At 52.9% G+C, this 19,999-nt stretch carries 18 protein-coding genes and 2 pseudogenes; 18 read left to right on the top strand and 2 right to left on the bottom strand.

The genetic code is table 11. The annotated features are described in order from the left end of the window. Window positions 1–228: 228 nt before the first annotated feature. The 15 genes and pseudogenes from FKW19_RS09770 to FKW19_RS09845 all read left to right on the top strand — a co-directional run bounded on the left by FKW19_RS09770 (window position 229) and on the right by FKW19_RS09845 (window position 13,753). Window positions 229–1,347: an MFS transporter gene (locus FKW19_RS09770; protein ID WP_197051019.1), complete on the top strand. Its 1,119-nt coding sequence runs from the start codon at window positions 229–231 to the stop codon at window positions 1,345–1,347. A 398-nt stretch (window positions 1,348–1,745) separates the two neighbouring features. Then, window positions 1,746–1,898 carry a hypothetical protein gene (locus FKW19_RS15440; protein ID WP_156100441.1) on the top strand — a complete coding sequence of 51 codons (153 nt, stop codon included), beginning with the start codon at window positions 1,746–1,748 and terminating at the stop codon, window positions 1,896–1,898. 57 nt (window positions 1,899–1,955) lie between these two features. Then, entirely contained in the window at window positions 1,956–3,341 is a 1,386-nt protein-coding gene (locus tag FKW19_RS09780) for an IS1380 family transposase (protein ID WP_096884305.1), read from the top strand. 256 nt (window positions 3,342–3,597) lie between these two features. Beyond that, window positions 3,598–3,831, top strand: a complete 234-nt coding sequence (locus FKW19_RS15715; RefSeq protein WP_408734825.1) for a transposase — start codon at window positions 3,598–3,600, stop codon at window positions 3,829–3,831. Window positions 3,832–4,029: 198 nt separating this feature from the next. Next, window positions 4,030–4,383 (top strand): putative quinol monooxygenase, encoded by a 354-nt coding sequence (locus FKW19_RS09790; RefSeq protein WP_035351815.1) that lies wholly within the window; start codon window positions 4,030–4,032, stop codon window positions 4,381–4,383. Between the two features lie 248 nt (window positions 4,384–4,631). Next, window positions 4,632–5,030 carry a tannase/feruloyl esterase family alpha/beta hydrolase gene (locus FKW19_RS09795; RefSeq protein WP_052051433.1) on the top strand — a complete coding sequence of 133 codons (399 nt, stop codon included), beginning with the start codon at window positions 4,632–4,634 and terminating at the stop codon, window positions 5,028–5,030. Then, window positions 5,009–6,286, top strand: a complete 1,278-nt coding sequence (locus FKW19_RS09800; protein ID WP_052055138.1) for a tannase/feruloyl esterase family alpha/beta hydrolase — start codon at window positions 5,009–5,011, stop codon at window positions 6,284–6,286. Before FKW19_RS09795 ends, FKW19_RS09800 begins: the two co-directional genes overlap by 22 nt. A gap of 109 nt (window positions 6,287–6,395) precedes the next feature. Further along, window positions 6,396–6,821 carry a cupin domain-containing protein gene (locus FKW19_RS09805; protein ID WP_035351817.1) on the top strand — a complete coding sequence of 142 codons (426 nt, stop codon included), beginning with the start codon at window positions 6,396–6,398 and terminating at the stop codon, window positions 6,819–6,821. A gap of 71 nt (window positions 6,822–6,892) precedes the next feature. Next, the gene (locus FKW19_RS09810) at window positions 6,893–7,567 is read left to right on the top strand and encodes an LVIVD repeat-containing protein (protein ID WP_052055140.1); all 675 of its coding nucleotides are present in this window, start codon (window positions 6,893–6,895) and stop codon (window positions 7,565–7,567) included. 71 nt (window positions 7,568–7,638) lie between these two features. Next, a pseudogene (locus FKW19_RS09815) lies at window positions 7,639–8,568 on the top strand (IS5 family transposase). A gap of 741 nt (window positions 8,569–9,309) precedes the next feature. Further along, window positions 9,310–9,948: a TetR/AcrR family transcriptional regulator gene (locus FKW19_RS09825; RefSeq protein ID WP_035352204.1), complete on the top strand. Its 639-nt coding sequence runs from the start codon at window positions 9,310–9,312 to the stop codon at window positions 9,946–9,948. Window positions 9,949–9,966: 18 nt separating this feature from the next. Next, window positions 9,967–10,644: a type 1 glutamine amidotransferase domain-containing protein gene (locus tag FKW19_RS09830; RefSeq protein WP_035352201.1), complete on the top strand. Its 678-nt coding sequence runs from the start codon at window positions 9,967–9,969 to the stop codon at window positions 10,642–10,644. A gap of 38 nt (window positions 10,645–10,682) precedes the next feature. Beyond that, window positions 10,683–12,104, top strand: a complete 1,422-nt coding sequence (locus FKW19_RS09835; protein ID WP_035352199.1) for a coniferyl aldehyde dehydrogenase — start codon at window positions 10,683–10,685, stop codon at window positions 12,102–12,104. Between the two features lie 81 nt (window positions 12,105–12,185). Further along, window positions 12,186–12,596, top strand: a complete 411-nt coding sequence (locus FKW19_RS09840; protein ID WP_035352197.1) for an organic hydroperoxide resistance protein — start codon at window positions 12,186–12,188, stop codon at window positions 12,594–12,596. 161 nt (window positions 12,597–12,757) lie between these two features. After that, on the top strand, window positions 12,758–13,753 hold the full coding sequence (locus FKW19_RS09845; protein ID WP_052051437.1) for an NADP-dependent oxidoreductase: 996 nt from the start codon (window positions 12,758–12,760) through the stop codon (window positions 13,751–13,753). 409 nt (window positions 13,754–14,162) lie between these two features. Here FKW19_RS09845 and FKW19_RS09850 read toward each other — a convergent pair whose 3' ends face one another. Further along, window positions 14,163–14,738: a TetR/AcrR family transcriptional regulator gene (locus FKW19_RS09850; protein ID WP_052051435.1), complete on the bottom strand. Its 576-nt coding sequence runs from the start codon at window positions 14,736–14,738 to the stop codon at window positions 14,163–14,165. A gap of 139 nt (window positions 14,739–14,877) precedes the next feature. Between FKW19_RS09850 and FKW19_RS09855 the strand changes: the two genes are divergently transcribed. The 3 genes and pseudogenes from FKW19_RS09855 (at window position 14,878) to FKW19_RS09865 (ending at window position 19,126) form a co-directional block, all read left to right on the top strand. Next, window positions 14,878–16,257: an aldehyde dehydrogenase family protein gene (locus tag FKW19_RS09855; protein ID WP_035352195.1), complete on the top strand. Its 1,380-nt coding sequence runs from the start codon at window positions 14,878–14,880 to the stop codon at window positions 16,255–16,257. Between the two features lie 374 nt (window positions 16,258–16,631). Next, a pseudogene (locus FKW19_RS09860) lies at window positions 16,632–17,913 on the top strand (NAD(P)/FAD-dependent oxidoreductase). Between the two features lie 130 nt (window positions 17,914–18,043). Beyond that, window positions 18,044–19,126, top strand: coding sequence for a transposase (locus FKW19_RS09865; protein WP_370512895.1), 1,083 nt, complete (start codon window positions 18,044–18,046; stop codon window positions 19,124–19,126). A 293-nt stretch (window positions 19,127–19,419) separates the two neighbouring features. Here FKW19_RS09865 and FKW19_RS09870 read toward each other — a convergent pair. Continuing rightward, the coding region (locus FKW19_RS09870; RefSeq protein ID WP_150395945.1) for a histidine phosphatase family protein at window positions 19,420–19,999 on the bottom strand (580 nt) is incomplete at its 5' end.

Here is a 19,999-nt window from a genome sequence, read left to right on the forward strand (position 1 = left end):
TGGACTTTGATCGCCTCAATCCGCATGCTGACCCGCAGAACCGCAAGGCATTGTCAGTGCTGAAAAACTTTCGGATCAGGCTCTTAATCGCTAGGTCGCCCCGAAATAAACTTCTCAGCGAAAGGGTATAACAATGAGTCAGTTGTGTATCGATGAACCACGAGACGAGGTTCAAGATCTCCGACGTCGCGCTCACGAACTGCCGAAAGGAAAACTACTGGCGCTGGCATGCGCTGGATTTATTACGATCTTGACGGAGGCGTACCTGCCGGCCTCCTCCCGCAAATAGGGCAAGGCTTACACGTTTCTGGCGCTGCAGTCGGACAACTCGTAACGATATACGCCATCGGATCAATGATTGCGGCAATACCTTTAACATCTTTGACTCAGACGTGGAGCAGGAAAACGGTTCTTTTGTCGGCTGTATTGGGGTTTCTTGTATCCAATACGGTGACGGCGATATCGTACTCTTATGCAATTACGCTCGTTGCACGGCTGCTTGCTGGCATATCTGCTGGGTTGCTTTGGGCTCTCCTCGCTGGATACGCGAGCCGAATGGTTCCTAAAAGCATGCAAGGGCGGGCGATTGCACTCGCTATGGTAGGTACTCCACTTGCTCTTTCGTTTGGAATCCCTCTGGGCACGCTGGGAGGGATCGTGCTTGGATGGCGTGTAACGTTTGGGCTTCTATCTGCTCTTACCGTTGCGCTCGTTGTTTGGGTCGCCGCTGTTCTGCCTAATTTTCAAGGAGAAGACGAACGACTTAAAATGCGTATATATGAGGTAATATCAGTCCCCGGCGTCGCAAGAATATTGGCGACAACTCTTCTGTTTGTTCTCTCCCATAACATAATATACACTTACATTGTTCCATTCGCGGCACTCTCCGATCTCGGGAATCACATTGATTTAGCGCTGTTTGGGTTCGGCCTCAGCTCAATTTTTGGAATTTGGATTGTCGGGTCATACATTGATCGAAAACTACGTAGTCTCACGATTGTAAGCATCATTCTGTTCGCGGTTTCCTCTTTCATTATGGGATTAGGCTATGGCAGCAGTGTAGCTGTTACATTCGCAATATTACTGTGGGGGTTGTCATTTGGAGGTGCCGCGACCTTGTTCCAAACTGCATCAGCGCGTGCTGCTGGCACGGCTGCTGATCTGGCACAGTCGATGATCGTCACCGTGTGGAATGCTGCAATCGCGAGTGGCGGCGCACTGGGTGGTCTTATGCTGATCGGATTCGGTGTTCGCACACTGCCATGGGCGGTATTAGCCATCTTGACTGTAACGTTAGCGATCATTCTAACGGATTCAAAAAAAGGGTTCACAGATAATGGCAGATGAAAACCAAACGATCGAATTATTTCGAACGAAATGAGCAAAGTGTTTAGTCTCGGATTTTGACGGTGCTATCTTTTCGCCGGAATGGACTAGGTTCACGACGGAAGTACCACGACGACAGCGGCAGTTCGTCGAGAGATACTGCATAGTCGAGAGAGTATCCGTTGTGATCAAGCGGCTTTTGGTCTCCAGAGACGATCTTTACGGAGCAGTGCGTCGGCGAGGACGATGAGCTTCGGCATGATTGCGGGGATGTTACCCTGGCGTGTTCGGTCGTAAGCATTCGTGCCAGATTTCTGCCCACGGGGATGGATTTTGCTGGCACTGAGTGAGGTGCAACTGCCAAGGATCCTATCATACAATCACTCCCTAGTGCTTCCATTTGGACCGGGGAAAACCCCATGAGCGCCAAGAACCACCTTGCCGCCGACGCTTTGGGCAATCCGGCGCAGATGCCAGGCGCCGGCGATGAACTCAATGAAATCACACAGGCGCACGACTCGATCGAAAGGTTCGACGCGGATTTCTCACGGAAGGGTTGTACATCGGGCTAGATTATGAAAAAGTCTGTTTTGCACAAAAGAAATTTTCGTAAGCTATAAGAAAACCCGATGCAGACAGAGTGTAGCGCAGGCGCGTATGAGTTTCCAGCCTCCTGTGGACGGCGTGTTGTGGCCCGTTTTGACGGGGGTCGCATGAGTTCGGATGGGGGCGTCATTCTGGTGAAGCAGGCTGATGACATTCTGGGTCTCAGCCGCCGTTTTGCTGCATGTTTTCGCGATGAGCGGCATCCTGCCTTTGTGGAATACCGGGTTGAAGACCTTGTCCGTCAGCGGATCATGGGCCTGGCACTGGGCTATGAAGACCTTAATGACCATGACGCTTTACGTCATGATCCTGTCATGGGTCTGGTATCGGGACGTCTGTCAGGAAGCCGGGCCAACTGTGCGGCACTGGCAGGAAAATCCACGCTGAACCGGCTAGAGCGCAGTGGGCAGCAGGCAGATCGTTACTGCCGCATCATTGCTGATCATGAGGCCCTGGCTACCCTGTTCGTGACGCTCTTCATGGACCAGCATGAGCGCGCAGCCGCCCGGATCGTTCTGGATGTGGATGCCACCGATGACCGTATCCATGGCCATCAGGAAGGCCGGGCCTTTCATGGATATTACGGCCATAACTGCTATCTGCCGTTATACATCTTCTGCGGGGACCATCTCCTCAGCGCTACCCTGCGCACGGCAGACAGGGACCCGGGGAAGGAAGCACTGGCAGACATCCGCCGGATCGTGGAGCAGATCAGGAGCCGCTGGCCCAGGGTGCGTATTCTGGTGCGCGGGGACAGTGGCTTCTCCCGGGACACTCTGATGACATGGTGCGAAGACAACCACGTTGACTTCCTGTCTGGGCTTGCAGGCAACACCCGCCTGTATGACCGGATTGCCTCTTTGTCCGCTGAGGTTCGTGACGAAGCCGCCACGACAGGCAGAGCGGCGCGCGGTTTCGCCTCCTTTGACTGGATCACAAAGGACAGCTGGACGCGCCGCAGGCGGGTGGTGGCCAAGGCCGAATGGCGCCACGGCAACCGCTATCATCGCTTTATTGTCACCACGCTACCGCAGGGAATGTCCGACCCCCGCCATCTCTACGAACAGATTTACTGCGCATGCGGGGATATGGAAAACCGCATCAAGGAATGCCAGATGGATCTGTTCTCAGACAGGACCTCGTCCCACACCATCCGGGCCAACCAGCTCCGGCTGTGGTTCTCGGCCGCAGCCTATGTCCTGCTGACCGCTCTGCAAAGACTGGCCCTTGGCCAGACCAGCCTGGAGACGGCGACCTGTGGCACCATACGCGCACGACTGCTCAAAATCGCGACAATCGTAAAGGTCAGCGTGCGTCGAATTGTCCTGTCCATGCCGGACATGTTCCCCTGTCAGCATGAATTCGCCCTCGCTCATGCACGATTGCGAAGGCTCCGGCAGGCCATCTGAAGAAACAGACAGCGCACAGACCACATAGCTTCCACCAACACTGCCTTCTCAGGCCGTGACACCCTCACTGCGTTCAGAACCCGCCGCCAGAAGCAGAATATCGTCAATATTCCAGATCGGGCTCCTGTGGGATGACTGAATTCTACAAAATGACCTGAAATTGCCTCAAGTGTGAGAAATCCGCGTCGATCAGGCAATCAGCGAACTGATCTCGACAGACGGGAGCCTCTCTCGAAAACGCGCCATTCTGGTCAGCATTCCAGGTATTGGAGAAGCCACGGCTGCGATGCTGATTGCTGATATTCCCGAACTGGGAACACTGGAGAATGGACAGGTTGCTGCGCTCGCAGGTCTGGCTCCTGTCACCAGACAGTCAGGAAAGTGGCAGGGTAAAAGCTTTATTCGGGGTGGTCGGATTCATGTCAGAAACGCCCTGTACATGCCTGCTCTGGTTGCTATGCGGCATAACCCGGATCTTCAAAGCATCTAGCTTAGGCCGACGGATAAGGGAAAGCATGCAAAAGTGGCTCTGACCGCTCTTATGCGGCGTCTCGTCATTCTGGCAAATGTTCTGTTACGCAATGACCGATTATGGGAACCACGCCACACTTGACCAAGACGGATACTCATTGTCTACCCTATATCTATAATGAGAACGTTAGAGACACGGTCATTCGGGGTAACTGCCATGAAGAACGAAATTTACTCAATCTATCATCTATCCATTGATCCGACGAAATTCGAGGCCTTCAAGACTTTGATCGAGCAGATCGTCGAGGCGACTTCTAAAGAGCCAGATACAACGACATATGAATATGTGGTCAATGCTGATAAAAGCGTCGTGCATATCGTTGAAAAATACCGTACGCAGGGGCTTCTTCCGCACGTTCAGCAGACCTTTACCCCATTCGCAGAGCGGTTTCTTGATTTTGCCAAGGTCGAGAAGCTGTTTGTTTACGGCGATACCACTCCGGACATCCGTGCAACGCTCGATGGGTTCGGTGCTCAATATCTGACCCCATTCGCTGGTTTTTCCCGATAAGCATTGGAAACACGTTTCCAGCCATCTTTCGTCAAATTGGATAAGCTACTTGTGCGCGTTTCCGTGTCATTGCGACGTGTAGCGCACAAGATCCAATTGGATGCGCATGTATTATCGATCATTCAGTGCAAATAGTATCTGATCTTTGAAAGAGCAGCGTAACGGGGACCTGCAAGGTGACCCCAATTCGCACAGTGTGTCGCTCTAAAGCGTCAAAAACTCGAGAAGAAAACGAGAAAGGTTCTCCCATGGCAATTGGTAAGTTTGCTGTTTCTGGCGGGATTTTGAGTGCGTGTATCCTGACCCTGATGGGCATACCTTCTACTGCCCGCGCGGCATCCTTGGCCGGTGCCTGTACAGCGATGAACAGCCATGTCATACGTGGAGCACAGATTGTTTCGAGCTATGTTGTTCAGAAGGGAAGCTTCACAACACAGCCCTCCCCAATCGCACCGGACCTGGACACGCGCCTTGCGAGCATGCCAGCGTTTTGCAGGGTTCAGGTCGTGGCGACACCAAGTTCTGACAGCAAGGTTGGCGTAGAAGTCTGGTTACCGCTCGAACACTGGAACGGTCGTTTCCTTGGCACCGGCAATGGTGCGGGGCTGGGCGGATCGCTTACGAAATGGGAATGGTCGAGGGGTTAAAAAGAGGTTTTGCCGTCGCGAATACAGATATGGGAACCGCGCCAGACATTAACGGCATCGCCGATTACCCGGAACGCTGGATTGACTTCGGTTATCGCGCCACGCATGAGATGACGCGAGTGGCGAAGGATCTGGTCAACGCGTTTTATAAGCCTCACTCATTTTATGCCTATTTTGCCGGCTGCTCCACTGGAGGACAGCAGGCCTTGGCTGAGGCGCAACGCTATCCTCGAGACTATGATGGCATTCTTGCCGGTGACCCAGGCCACAACCGAACGCATGTTTCCACTTATTTCCTGTGGAACTATGCGGCCCTGAATTCTGCCCCTGACGCGAAGTTGTCGTCCGGCCAGTGGTCGCTGGTATCACATGCCGTGCTTGCGCATTGTGCTGGTAAAGACGGGGGGGCTGTTGGAGACGCGTTTTTGACTGATCCGCGGAAGTGCCATTTCGATCCAACGACGCTGCCGGCTTGCAAAGCTGGAAAGTCGGGGGACGAGTGTATTACGGCGCCTCAGTTGAAAGTGCTGCAGCGGCTTTATTCAGGACCGGTCAATTCCCGTACGGGGGAGCGGATTTATGCGGGCTTGACACCGGGGAGTGAGAGCATGCCGCTGGGTCCGGTGATGCAGGGCGATCCGGCTATCTGGCCAGCACAGCAGTTTTATCTGTTCAAATGGGCACTGGGTCAGGATTTTGTGCCTGAGCATTTCGATTTCGACCACGATCTGGACCGTGTGGATGCTCGACTTGCGAGCGAGCTCAACGCCAATGCAAGCGACCTTTCAGACTTTGCCCGGAATGGAGGCAAGCTTCTGATTTATTCGGGGCTCGCCGATCCGGTCGTGCCTTTTTCCGAAGTCGTGAACTACTACGACCGGGTTACGACAAGTGCTGGGGGGCCTGATGTGGGCGGCAAATTTGCCAGACTCTTTCTCGTTCCCGGCATGGGCCACTGCTTTGGTGGACCCGGAGCAACAGCAATGGGACAACCATTCACGTCCGATGTGCCTGCCACCCCTGATCGCGATGTGCTGATGTCATTGGTAGCATGGACGGAACAAGGTGCTGCGCCATCATCTTTGATTGTACATAGTAATTCAGAGCCCGGAAAACCCATGGCTGAACGACCAGTCTGTGCCTATCCGGCATTGCCGGAATACAAGGGCGGCGACGCGACGAAGCCGACAAATTTCAAGTGTGTTGAACATGAGCGAGGGGTCGAACAGCGTCCGGCTCTTAGGTATCTCAACTAAACGGTATCCGTTCTGGCTGTTCAGTTTTGGTCTGCCAGACCGCCGGTATCGATAGACAGCGAAGAGGTTAAGGACGGAGTCTATGGAGACGTCAGGTATAACTGTGCATATGAAACGCAATATGCTGAGTGCTGGAGCAATCGCATTGATAGTCGGTGGCTGGCGTGCGGTAAGACGCACTCACAAGACGAAATCAGAGACATTGCTGAAAGCTAGGTCGTCGTGGAATAACATTGCGTATGAGCAATATCCTGAAGGGAATCCCGAACTTACGGTTGTTCGGGTTACAATCCCGCCTTATTCTTCATTGCCGTGGCATGTTCATGATATGCCGAACGCTGCGTTTATCCTGGCAGGCAAACTGACCGTTGAAGAGCATGGAACGGGGCTCCGTTCTGTCTTTAAAAAAGGACAGGCGTTTGCGGAATCTGTCCATAGCATACATCGCGGCGTTACGGGCCGTGAGGGGGCAGTCGCGATTGTGACATATGCGGGTGTGCCAGGTCAGCAACTATCGGTTAAGCAGGATGTCTGAGACCGCATAGTTTAGAGTCATTGGAGATTTTATAGGCAGGTGGCCTGAATCTGAGGTGACTATATAACTATATGAATTATAATGAAAAATCGGACGTAACCAACCCGGAGCTTATCAGCATTCTTCCAACTCATCCACCGTTCGGAGGTGGTGCCGGTGGAGCGACCATTCATACGATTGTCCCTTATACAGACAGGCAACTCGCTGTATTCACTACGGAAGGGGAGCGTCCGTTCACACTGGACCCCAATCGTGGAGGACCCTTTGAGCCGGCTATCGGCCATGTGGGTATCAAAGGAGCGCAGCAGCCCCTCAACGTTGTCGGCATCACGTCCATCCAGGATCCTGCAAACCCCGTACTGATCAGCACGATACCCAAGCCTGTCCCACCTCCGGGCTCCATATGGGGGACAGATTATTCGACACTTAACGGTGTCCACTACCCATTTGGAAATCATAACATCCACCAACCTTCCAAGCTTCCCGTTCTGGATCAGGGGAGTGAGCGCATCTATTGTGCCTACTTTACTGCTGGTTTCCGCTGTTTTGACTTCAGCGAGCCTTATACTCCTAAAGAAATCGCGGCCTATTGCCCGCCTGATCCCAAAAAGTTCAATTGGCAGATAGAAGGTGGATTCAAAGGACCGCTTACAATGTGTGCTGAAGACATCATCGTAGACCGACGTGGATTCATTTACATGACCAACAGTCAAGACGGCTTACACATTCTCAAGGTAACAGTATGAGCGAACGGCTCTGTTGCGCAAATGGTGATGGCGGGATTCACGGAGTGAGCGCAGTCTGGTAGCTGGTCGGCATGAGCAAGCCTCCATCCCCGATCTACCGCAGGACGAACTGGCCTTCCTATAACGCGGCGCTGAAGCGGCGCGGGTCACTAACGGTGTGGTTCGATCCGGCTATGGGTTGGGACGGCCTGCCGACGGGGCGGCGGGGACGGCGGCAGAGTTACAGCGACGTTGCGATCCAGACCTGCCTGACGTTGAAGGTTCTCTTCGGCATGGGCCTGAGGCAGGCGACTGACTTTGTCGAAAGTCTGCTGCATCTGGCTGGACTGACGTGGTCGGTCCCGGATTTCAGCACGCTGAGCCGTCGGCAGAAATCACTCACGGTCGATATTCCATACCGGGGTTCGGGCGGCCCGCTTCATCTTCTGATCGACAGCACCGGGATCAAGGTCGAAGGAGAAGGTGAATGACGCAGGCACGGCGGCTCGAAACGTCGGATCTGGCGTAAACTCCATATCGGGATCGACGAAGGATCACTGGAAGTCCGGGCTGTCGAGATCACAGGCAATGAGGCAGGAGACGCTCCGATCATTCCTGCTCTCCTGGCCCAGATGATCCCTGAAGACGAGGACATCGCAAGCGTCACGGCCGATGGCGCGTATAATACGAGGCGATCCCAGGAAACCATCGCCGACCGTGGTGCCCAGGCTGTCATTCCCCCGCGAAAGAACGCAAAACCGTGGCGTCCCTCATCACCGGGAAGCATAGCCCGCAATGACGCTCTGCGGGGCTGCGAGCATCTCGGACGGGCCATCTGGAGACGATGGAGCGGTTATCATCGACGAAGCCGTGTCGAGACGAAAATGCATTGTATCAAACTTCTCGGACAGCGTCTGATGGCACGGGACTTCGACCGTCAGATCACGGAAGTCCACGTCCGCATGGCCATCCTCAATCGCTTCACAGCGCTCGGAAACCCCCTTACCCAAGCCGTCCGATAAATAATAGATCCTCAAAGGAGGTATCACGTCATCATACCGAATTCTGCAACAGAGCTCCGCATCCGCCATTATGGCCTGCTCGCCAGTTTCAGCCGCAAGGCCAGTCTCGCCCAGGCACGGGAACTGCTGAAGGTCATATTCACGCCAGCGGCAGAACTCCTTGAGCCCGAAGCGGCCACGTCACCGCCCTGTCCGTGCTGTGGTAGTCCGATGGTCGTCATCCAGATCCTTCCCCGATGGTGTCGGCCCCGAGGGCTGCCACAGGCGACTGATCCGGCCGGGGCATCACCATGACAGCGCGCAGAGATTACAGCATGACCGATCCCGGAGTGGCACCGTTCCGACAAACCGTATCTCCTGTACACACCATTGAAAATTCCCGAAAAATCGTTGCCTGCACCGCCAGTTCTGTCATCGCGTCATGCAGATCCGGTCACAAAAAACCGTTCCAGTTCCATACACGTACCTTTATGCTCTGGCTCAGACTCTCCGCCGGGGTGGCGCCAGTTGCAAATTCGCCATAACTGAGTCCTGGTGTCGCGGGTTCGGTCTTCCCCGACTTTCGTAAGCCTCGCGGCGCCCGAAACCCTTCAGGGAAGCTGGCTGTCCGATCCGAGATGAGAAAGCCCGATTGCGGACATTCAGGAATTTTAGGGTTTCTATGATCCTGTCGATAGGGACGATGAAGGTGCCTTGCGTTATTTTATAGACGACCGGTCAGTTATTTGTTAAGAGCATGGCATGAGTGGAGCAAAAAAAGCGGAACTGACCCGTCAGCAGATTCTCGATGCAGGACATGCCCTTGTTCTGCGCAAGGGCTTTTCGGCCCTGAGTATCAAGGACATCGTGGATGCCTGTCAGGTGCCGAAAGGGTCCTTCTATTATTATTTCCCGTCCAAGGAGCAGTTCGGCTGCGAACTGCTTGAGCGATATGTCCAGAGTTACGAACAGCGCATGGAGGCAATTCTCTCTTCTGCTGGGAAGAGCGGACGCGAAAGGCTGATGCGTTACTGGAATGCATGGATTGATGATCCACAGATTGGCGGCTGGGCCGAGCACTGTCTTGTCGTCAAGCTGGGAGCAGAAATCGCGGACCTTTCGGATGCGATGCGTCTGATCCTTCATGACGGTGTCATGCGTCTGACCGACCGCCTCGCCCGCACGATCATGGAAGGACGGGGTGATGGCTCCTTGCCTTTATCTCTCAAACCTGAAGCAGCAGCGCGCACTCTTTACCATCTCTGGCTAGGGGCTGCGCTTGTGGCCAAGCTTGGGCAGGACAAAGCGCCTCTGCGGGACGCTCTGGTTGCGACGGAGAGGGAGCTTGCCTGTCCCACTGCTCCTATGTCGCCCGTAAACTCCAGTTCATCATCCCCCTGAATACAGGAAAATTTCATCATGAACGTTCTGTTTGTTCTCACGTCTCACGACCGTCTGGGCGATACCGGGCAAAAGACCGGTTTTTGGCTGGAGGAGTTTGCGGCTCCCTATTACGTCTTCAAGGACGCCGGGGCGCAACTGACATTGGTTTCACCGCTTGGTGGTCAGCCGCCCCTGGATCCCAAGAGTGAGGACCCCGCCTCCCAGACCGCTGACACCGAGCGTTTCCGCACGGATGCGGAGGTCCGGGAAATGCTGGCCCATACCGGCAAGCTGGCTGATGTGCGTGCTGAGGATTTCGACGCCGTGTTTTATCCAGGAGGCCACGGCCCGTTGTGGGATCTGGCCCAAGATCCAGCCTCCATTTCCTTGCTGGAGGCGTTTGACCGGGCGGGGAAGCCCTTCGGTCTGGTCTGTCACGCACCCGGAGCCTTGATCCACGTTCATGCGGCAGATGGTCAGCCACTGGTCAAAGGACGCAAGGTGACAGGCTTCTCCAATAGCGAGGAGCAGGCCGTGCAACTTACCAACGTGGTGCCTTTCCTGATCGAAGATGAATTCAAACGTCTGGGTGGCCTGTATGAAAAAGGCCCCGACTGGCAGCCACATGTCGTTGGGGATGGTCATCTGATCACAGGACAGAACCCAGCCAGTTCCGCAGCAGTGGCAAAAGCACTCCTTCAAAAACTGGCCTGAATAGACCACGCCATTTCCTTCTTTTCTGGAGACAGACAATGACTACCTCCAATAGTGTAGCCACTTTGGCTGCAACTGTCGCCGCGATGAAACAGGCTCATGTGCAGGATGGCCCCGCCAGTGTCCAGCTCCGCCGTGACCGCCTGACGCGTGCGATACAGCTGCTGACCCGTCATCACGAAGACATCGTGGCTGCCGTAAGCGCTGATTATGGCCACCGGAGCCCGTATCAGACATTGCTGGCCGATGTGTTGTCCTCTGTTGCCGCTCTCCAGCATGCGGCCGAGCATGTCGAGCAATGGATGCAACCCGATGAACAGCCGGCTCCTGGTCCGGGTATGCAGGCACGTGTGGACTATCAGCCACTGGGCGTGGTTGGCATCATCAGTCCGTGGAATTTCCCCATCAATCTGGCTTTCAGTCCGCTGGCCGGAATACTGGCCGCTGGCAACCGGGCCATGCTCAAACCGTCAGAACTGACACCGCGCACAGCTGAACTTCTGGCGAAGCTGATCAGACAATATTTCGATCCGCTGGAACTGACAACGATCCTGGGGGATGCTGACATCGGGGCGGCATTCAGCGCGCAGGCATTTGATCATCTCATGTTTACCGGCAGTACGAATGTCGGTCGCCATGTGATGCGTGCCGCATCTGAAAATCTGGTGCCAGTCACACTGGAACTAGGGGGTAAATCGCCAGTTGTACTGGACGCTGACGCCGATGTGAAAACTGCGGCGGAACGGGTCTTGACTGTTAAAACCTTTAATGCCGGGCAGATTTGTATCTCCCCGGATTATGTCCTGCTGCCGGAAAACGCGCGTGATGTTTTTGTTGAGCGCGCGCGCAGCTTTGTGACGGAAACATTCCCAACGTTGCAGGATAATCCGGATTACACCGCTATCATCAGCGACCGTCATTTCGAGCGCCTGCAGGGATTGCTGGCCGATGCTCGCGCCAAGGGAGCTACGGTTATTGAACTCCAGCCGGAAGGTGAAGCCAATTCCGTAGCAGGGAACCGCAAGATGGCACCGACGCTGGTTCTTAATCCAACCGACGAGATGAGCGTGATGCAGGAAGAGATTTTTGGCCCGATCCTGCCGATCAAAACCTGTCGGACCACCCAGGAAGCCGTTGATTATATCAATGCCCACCCGCGTCCGCTGGCTGCCTATTATTTCGGAAACAGGCCCGAGCAGCAGAAATGGTTTGGTGAACAGACCACCTCAGGGGCGTTGGTTATCAATGACGTGATGACCCATGCCTCGGTCGAAAGCGTGCCGTTTGGCGGAATTGGGGCATCAGGTATCGGAGCGTACCACGGCATTTATGGGTTCAGGCGATTCAGCCATGCCAAGGCCGTTGTCGTGCAAAGCGCGAGCGGTGAGTTCAACCTGCGTCTGCGGGCACCATACGCGGCCGGTCAGGCCCAGATCGAAGCGCTACTGGCGGGAAACTGAATTCCATTAGTCACCCTGTGACCGCGTCCTGAAACGCGGTGCAGGATACCGATTGTTGCTTTCAAAAACAGGAAATATGTCATGAAGATATTCTACAAGACCCGCGCCACCGCAACTGGCGGCCGCAGCGGCCATACAGCGCTTGATGACGGGACTCTCGGCTTTGACCTTGCAATGCCTGGGTCAGGCAAGCCCGGCGCCAATCCGGAGCAGTTGTTCGCGCTCGGGTACGCTGCGTGTTTTGATAATGCCCTGACCATGGTCGCCAAGCAATTGAAGCTGGCTGTGACCAGCAGCAAGACCTCGGTCGAAGTCGGTATGGGGCAAACAGCCGAAGGGGGATACGCCCTGGATATCGACCTTTATGTTGAAGTCGGGGGTCTGAATGAGGCTGAGGCCCACAAGCTGATCGAAGCCACGCATAAGGTCTGCCCCTATTCCAACGCTACGCGCGGAAACGTCGATGTGCGCCTGCACGTTTCGATGACCTGAATGCATCCAGGAGAAACACAGTCATCATGTAGGGTAGATGAGCGGGCACATAGTCAGGTCATTCCGGGTGATGACTGGTTGCCTCTCTACCAGTTTCCATCTGACGAAGCTTTTTCGTCACCGGTGCAGAGCTTCTTTAACCACTTATGAAGGAAAAAAAGATGTCTTGCGCATGGACTCTCGTTTCCCGTCCGAAAGGGGCTCCGACGCTGGAGAACCTCGCCCTGAAAGACATCTCTGATCAACCGTTGAATGACGGGGAAATCAGGGTTAAAAACAGTTTCTTCTCTGTCGATCCCTATATGCGTCCCCGTATGAACGAGGGAGAGAGCTATATCGCACCCTTCGAATTGAATGAGCCGATGACGGGCGCTGCCGTTGGCCGGGTGATCGAAACGCGTTCCAATCGGTTCAAGGTGGGTGATCGGGTCAGTCATTTTCTGGGCTGGCGTGACGTCGCGACCCTCAAGGCTGAAGACGCTCTTCCTTTGCCGGACATAGATCTCAAGGACGAATATTTTCTCGACGTTCTGGGGACGATCGGAATGACGGCCTATTTCGGTCTGTTCGCTGTAGCCGAAGCCCGGCCCGGCGATGTTGTGTTCGTCTCCGCGGCCGCCGGTGCGGTCGGATCCCTTGTGGTGCAAATCGCCAAGCTGCGTGGCATGACCATCATTGGTTCCGCGGGCGGGACCGAAAAATGCGACTTCGTACGGTCGTTGGGGGCCGATCATGTCATTGATTATAAATCGCCCGGACCATTCCAGGAGAAGCTGCGCAAGGCGGCTCCTGATGGTCTGGATGTCTATTTCGACAATGTGGGCGGTGAGCAGCTTGATGCGGCGATGGGTGTAGCGAAATGGAACTCCCGTTTCGCGATCTGCGGCATGATCTCGATGTATAATTCCGATACGCCGATCGGATTTTCAAACCTGTCCTACATCATCTCCAAGCGTCTCCAGGTCCGGGGGTTCATTAACACCGACTTCATGGCGCGTCGGGGCGAATGTCTGGCTCAGATGGGATACTGGGTGTCCAAGGGAATGATTAAGAGCCGATATACAATCTTCGACAGTCTTGAGAAGGGACCGGAAGCCTTTTTCTCGCTGTTCAGCGGTGGCAACACAGGTAAGGCACTCGTGCGTTTGGGTTCGTAAGTCCGGACAGTTCTGAAAAACGGAATTTTGGATGTCAGGATACTGGTGATCCCAGAGCCGAACAACCTGCACTAAAGAGCGGACCGAATTCCAAGCCAATGATCGCCTTTCCTTAAATGCGCTTTCCGGGGCTAGTCCGATACTGCCTGCCAGTCAAAAACTGATGAGGTCTTCATGGACAGGCGGAGCCTTGTCTCGAAAGTGCATAGGAAAAAACATACTTCATACCCACAGCCCGTAATATGCAAAGATCCATGAAGGATGCGGCCGTCCGGGGGCATGATCCAGCTCTTTGTCGCTGACGAGAGCAGGGCGAAGTGGGAGTTTGATGTGGGACCCGAATACGGTGATGAAGTGGGGGAATATACCAGAGTTTGATTAGCGGAAAACCTGCTCTACAGAGCAGTGATCAATTGCCCTGTCGAAGATTGACAGCAACGACCTTACAAAGGTCCGCTATAAAACACTTCAATTCATCTCGGGTCGTTGCGACCTCTTTGAAGCCTTTCAAAGCAGCAACCATCATGTGCGCCATAGCTCTTACATACTTTAGTTGGGCTGAATCGTTACGATCTGGTGCTATCAATTCAATAAGGAGGTCTTCAAAATCCGCGTGGCACGCCCGCACGACAGGAAAGCGAAGGTCAAAAAGATCACTGGCATCAGGATTGCTGAGCGTGATGTCGAAAACGAAGAAGCACCATGTACTACATGCACTCTCAATTTTTTTTTGCAAGCTGTCTTGAAGATCTGCCTCGCGCGCGATCTTTTCTAAAAGCTCTTTGAATAGAGTTTCTACAGAGGCAGAAAAAATATCTTCTTTTGCTGGAAAGGTAAGATACAGGGTGGGGCGCGTTAACCCTGCAGCCTTTGCAATGTCTGTCATCTTGGTGCGTTCAAAACCGTAGCGCCGGAAGACGTCAACTGCAGCCTCGACGATCCGGGCTTTCCGGGCATCACCGGATGTTTTTCCCAGTTTTTTCATGGCTCTCTTTTGACAGATTGTCACGGACTGTCAATTCGGGCTTTTGCCCAGACCCACAAATTCTCCTGTATCGCGAGATGACATATTGACATTGTTCGTCATTGTGTCAGTTTATGTGTCCACGAGAGGAACATCATTTATGACAAACATAAAAACATTATTTGATCGGCAGTCTGCTTATTTCAATTCAGGTAAGACCCGCAGCCTGAGTTGGAGACTTGATCAACTTGCACGCTTGGAGCGAATGTTAGTCGAAAATGAGACGGCGTTTCATGATGCGCTGGCCAGGGACTTTAAAACGTCGTGGTTCGAACGAGCTATGGAATTCCATGGCGTTCTGGGGGCTATTGAGCACACACGCGCCGAACTGGCTGACTGGATGGAACCTGAAGTAGCACCACTTCCAAAGCGAATGCAGGAAAATGACTTTAAGGGGTTTATTTATCGCGAGCCCTACGGAGTCTGCCTGGTCATTGCCCCCTTCAATGCACCAGTTGTTCTAACGTTGGAGCCGGTGCTTGCGGCGCTGAGTGCTGGGAACACAGCATTAATCAAGCCGGCAGAGTCAACTGTGCATATGACGGCTTTGTTTGAAAGGTTGATTAGTCAGTATTTCGAGCCAGAAAGTCTGGTGGTGGTGACTGGTGGCCGTGATGTGATGACTGAACTTCTGGCGCTTCCGTTCAATTTCATTTTCTTCACCGGCAGCACTGAAGTTGGCAAGATCGTAATGCGCGCCGCAGCGGAAAATCTCACACCGGTCTTGCTGGAACTCGGCGGACAAAATCCTGTTGTCGTGGACGAAACTGCCAATCTTGAAGATGCTGCGCTCAAGATCGTTTGGGGCACAATGGCTTTCGGGGGCCAATGGTGCGTTTCTCCAGGCTATGTCTATGTCCATGAAAATGTTGCTGATCAGTTCGTTGCGGAATGCAAGAAGGCAATCACGACGCTTTACGGTAACAATCCGAAGGAAAGTGCAGATTTGTCACGGCTGATCTCGTCAAGAGACGTGGACAGGCTTGCTAGAATGCTTGAGGGGGCTGCCGTTGTTAGCGGAGGTCATTTCGATCGGGATGAGCGTTATTTCGAACCGACTCTCGTTTATCCGGCACAATGGTCGGCTCCTATCATGCAGTCTGAAATTTTCGGGCCGATACTTCCAATTCTGCCTTATACCAATTTTAATGAGGTCATGGAAACAATCAAGCAGAAGCCACGGAGTCTGGCTGCGTACATCTTCAGTAAAAATGAAGCGAGGATCGAGAAGTTTATGCATGGTTTCTCGTTTGGTGGAGGTAGCGTAAATCAGACGATGATCCACTGTTTTATGGCCGCTACATTTCCGTTTGGTGGCGTAGGGCCTTCCGGCTTGGGACGCTATTATGGCAAGTGGGGCTTTGATTCATTGAGCCATGTAAAGTCGGTTCTTGTTTCTCCGCCCGACCATCGGATTGAGGCTGTCCTGCCACCCTACACGAAAGAAAAGGCAACAGAACTTGGTTCTTGGCTGATGTAATTCGTTGCACAGGTCGTCTATCAGTAACATACCTACCAGCTAACCTGCTTTCTGTAGTCAGTCTTCGCGAATAGCGAAGACTGATAGGTGGTGGGGAAGGGTGGCTATAACCCATATCCGCCTATCAACAGTCTTCTCGCAAAAATTCACGACAATAAATCTGTGTAATGATCACAGTAAGTCTGCAGTTGCGCAGAAAATAGAGGCAGATTTCGTGATCTGAAGTCCGGTATTTTTCTGAATACTTTTCAGAAAGTGTCGTTCTAATGGTTTTTCTTTCGGTTTTTATTCTTGTTTTTCATGCGGTAGTTCTCGTTCATCCAGAGTTGTTGTCAACTTGTATGTGAAACACGCAGTGACGCTTTGAGGGCGCAATGACAGAAAAATTTCGTATCGTAATTATCGGAGGAGGTGTTGCTGGCATGGCTCTGGCAACCCGGCTAGGGGACAAACTTGGCAAATCCGGAAGAGCATCGATCATGCTCGTCGACAAAAGCTTTACGCATGTCTGGAAGCCGATGTTGCATTGCTTCGCTGCCGGCACGGCGCATAATCCCAATGACCGGATAAGTTTCCTTTCTCAGGCTAGTCGTCACCATTTCGAATTCTGGCCCGGCGAGGTCATTGCTCTCGACCGCAGCGCCAAGCAGATGACGCTGGCTTCGATCAATGATCCAGATGGAAAGTGCGTGCTGGATGAGCGTAAACTTGAGTATGATGTGGTCATTGTCGCGCTTGGTAGTCGGGCGAATGATTTCAACATTCCCGGTGTGGCAAAACACTGCTTGTTTATCAACAACTTTGTGGAATCTGTAGACTTCAACGATAAGTTTCGTATGGAGCAATTACGCGCTTTCGGTGAAGGTCAGCCTCTTGAAATTGCCATTGTGGGAGGCGGTGCGACTGGCACGCAACTTGCTGCCGAGTTGCATAAGGCGCTTGACCTCGCTTCGCTTTACAGTTTTGAAAAAAAAACGCCCGGATATAAGGCTCTCTCTTTTGGAAGCCGGTCCTAGGATTCTACCTGCATTTCCTGAGGCTGTGTCGGCCGCTGCTGCGGAACAGTTACAGAAGATCAATATTACGGTCCGTACGTCCGCTCAGGTCAGTAGCGTAGATGAATACGGATTTCTTCTAAAAAGTGGTGAGCGGGTTCCGGCAACTCTGAGAGTTTGGGCTGCGGGTGTGAGAACTCCTGAAGTCACGAGGAGATTTGGTGGCCTCAAACTCGGTAAAACCGGCCAGATCGAAGTGCGGTCTAACCTGCAAAGTGTAGAGGACGATGCGATCTTTGCTGTTGGTGACTGTGCCTATATCGTGGATGCACCCGTAGCGCCCACTGCACAAGCTGCGCGTCAGCAGGCGCATCATCTGGCGCTACATATGCCGGCATGGATAGATGGCAGACCCATTCCGCCTTTTGCATTTCACAATAAGGGCGCTATCGTGGCGCTAGGCAATTATAACGGGTGGGGGACGTTCCCCGGAGGAACAATCTTCGGTGGTGGCTGGCTGCATGGACTTTCAGCACGGCTTGGCCATGTCATGCTTTATCGCCAGCATCAGTTTGAATTGTATGGCGCATTGCGAGGTAGCCTGTCATGGCTGGTCGACTGGCTGGAAAAATTTGTACGTCCCTCAATCAAGCTCGATTGAGGGAGTGTCACATTGTAAAGACCTATGCAGAGCAAAATAATTCATTCACTCATATGGAGGGTTCGAAAAACCCTCTGGTTTTGGGCCTCTCTGTGTGATTCCATCACTCCTACATTGATTGGGGGCATGGATCATGAAGCAGTCTGTTTTCTTTGATGTTGAAGAGCGGCTTGCCCGGTTGAGCGGGCTTGGTGATCAACTCGAAGCGTTTTCCCGGACTGTGGATTTTGAAGTGTTCCGTCCTGATCTTGAGAAGGCTCTGGCCTATTCAGACGGCAGCAAAGGCGGGCGTCCCCCATTTGATCCCGTGTTGATGTCCAAAATTCTGGTGATTCAGACGCTGAACAATTTGTCTGATGAGCGGACAGAGTATCTGATCAACGATCGCCTATCCTTCATGCGTTTCCTTGCTCTGGGGCTGTCGGATCGTGTGCCTGACGCCAAAACGGTCTGGCTGTTCCGTGAACGCCTGACCCAGACGGGTGCGATTGAAAGACTGTTTGACCGCTTTGACGCGACCCTGCGCAACGCCGGATATTTGCGAATGTCGGGCCAGATCCTGGACGCAACGCTGGTGGCTGCTCCAAAGCAGCGCAATACGAATGCTGAGAAGGCAGATCTCCGGGCAGGACGTATTCCCGAAGATTGGCAGGACAAGCCGGCAAAGCTGTCGCACAAGGATCGGCGTGCGCGCTGGACGCTGAAGTTCACGAAAGCAAAACGGCAGGATGACGGAACGATTCCCGCAACGGATCTCGCTATCCCGTTCTCTGGATACAAATCCCACGTCTCCATCGACCGGAAGTTTTGGTTCATCCGGAAATGGAAGACGATGGATGCCGCCGACAGTGATGGCGCGCGATTGAGAGAGGGGCTGCTGGATAAAACCAATACGGCCTCAACGGTGTGGGCTGACACGGCGTATCGCTCAAAAGCCAATGAGGACTTCATGGAAAAGCAGGGTTTTGTCTCAAAGGTTCATCGCAAAAAGCCGCATCTCAAGCCTATGCCCCTGCACATCCAGAAACCAAATGCTGGAAAGTCAGTGATACGCTCGCGTGTCGAGCACGTTTTTGCCGATCAGAAGTCACAGACCGGACTATTCATCCGAACTGTTGGCATCATACGGGCCACCATGAGGATCGGGCTGGCCAATATCGTCTACAATATGCGACGGTTCCTCTTTCTGGAACGGATCAGTGCCACAGCATAGCAATCCAGAGCAGGAAGCCTTCTCTCTGCTCAAAACGCAGATCTGATGCCATCGCAGAAACCATCAATCAGTACGCCAAAACTCGAAAAATACGAGCCAACCTTGCCAAATAAGGGTTCTTCGAACCCTCCACATTCAAAAGAGCACGATTTTAGCCTCTTTATCTCTTCAATATAAGAGAATGAGGCGGATCGGGTGATGATGAAAGAAGAGTATCGTTCCGTAAGTGCTGGTAGTCATTTTATGGCAACTGACGAAAAACTGGCTATAAAATACGGATTCACAGCGGGGGTTTATGCGGGAAAAGATTCGTTGAATTCCGTGATTTTCCATCCATCAATGCTTTTATTGAAATAATTTGGCTGTCCATGTTGGCTATTAAGCCAGAGGCCGGTCAATTTTTCGGAGATTGCTTGGAATACGACGTCATGTCCAACCAAGACAATTCTGGATTTATGGTCCTGTATTCTCTCCATTTTGGTGAAAAAAGAATTACATCTTTTTTGTATTTCTTCCCAGGATTCCCCATATTTCGAAATGATTTTTACAAGTTGTTGTTTTTCATTTATTCCGTGCTCAATCATAACATTTTTGATCGATTTTCCATCGAGTTTGCCGAAATCGCATTCAGTCAGATTTTCTTCTATTTCAATCATTTCAAGTCGGTCGGGAAATGCTAGTCTTGCTGTCTCAATGGCTCGTTGTAGTGGGCTGACCAACACCCTGGTTACCGATAAATTCTTGAGTTTTTGTGCTGCCTGGTATGCTTGCTGTCGTCCGGTATCATTTAGAGCCTGATCCGAAAGTTTTTGAACAATACCAGCATGTTGTGATTCATTCGTCTTTGCGAAGAGATGGAGTGAATAGTGGCAT

It is taken from the genome of Acetobacter sp. DmW_125128 (assembly GCF_008704325.1).
GTDB lineage: Bacteria > Pseudomonadota > Alphaproteobacteria > Acetobacterales > Acetobacteraceae > Acetobacter > Acetobacter oryzifermentans.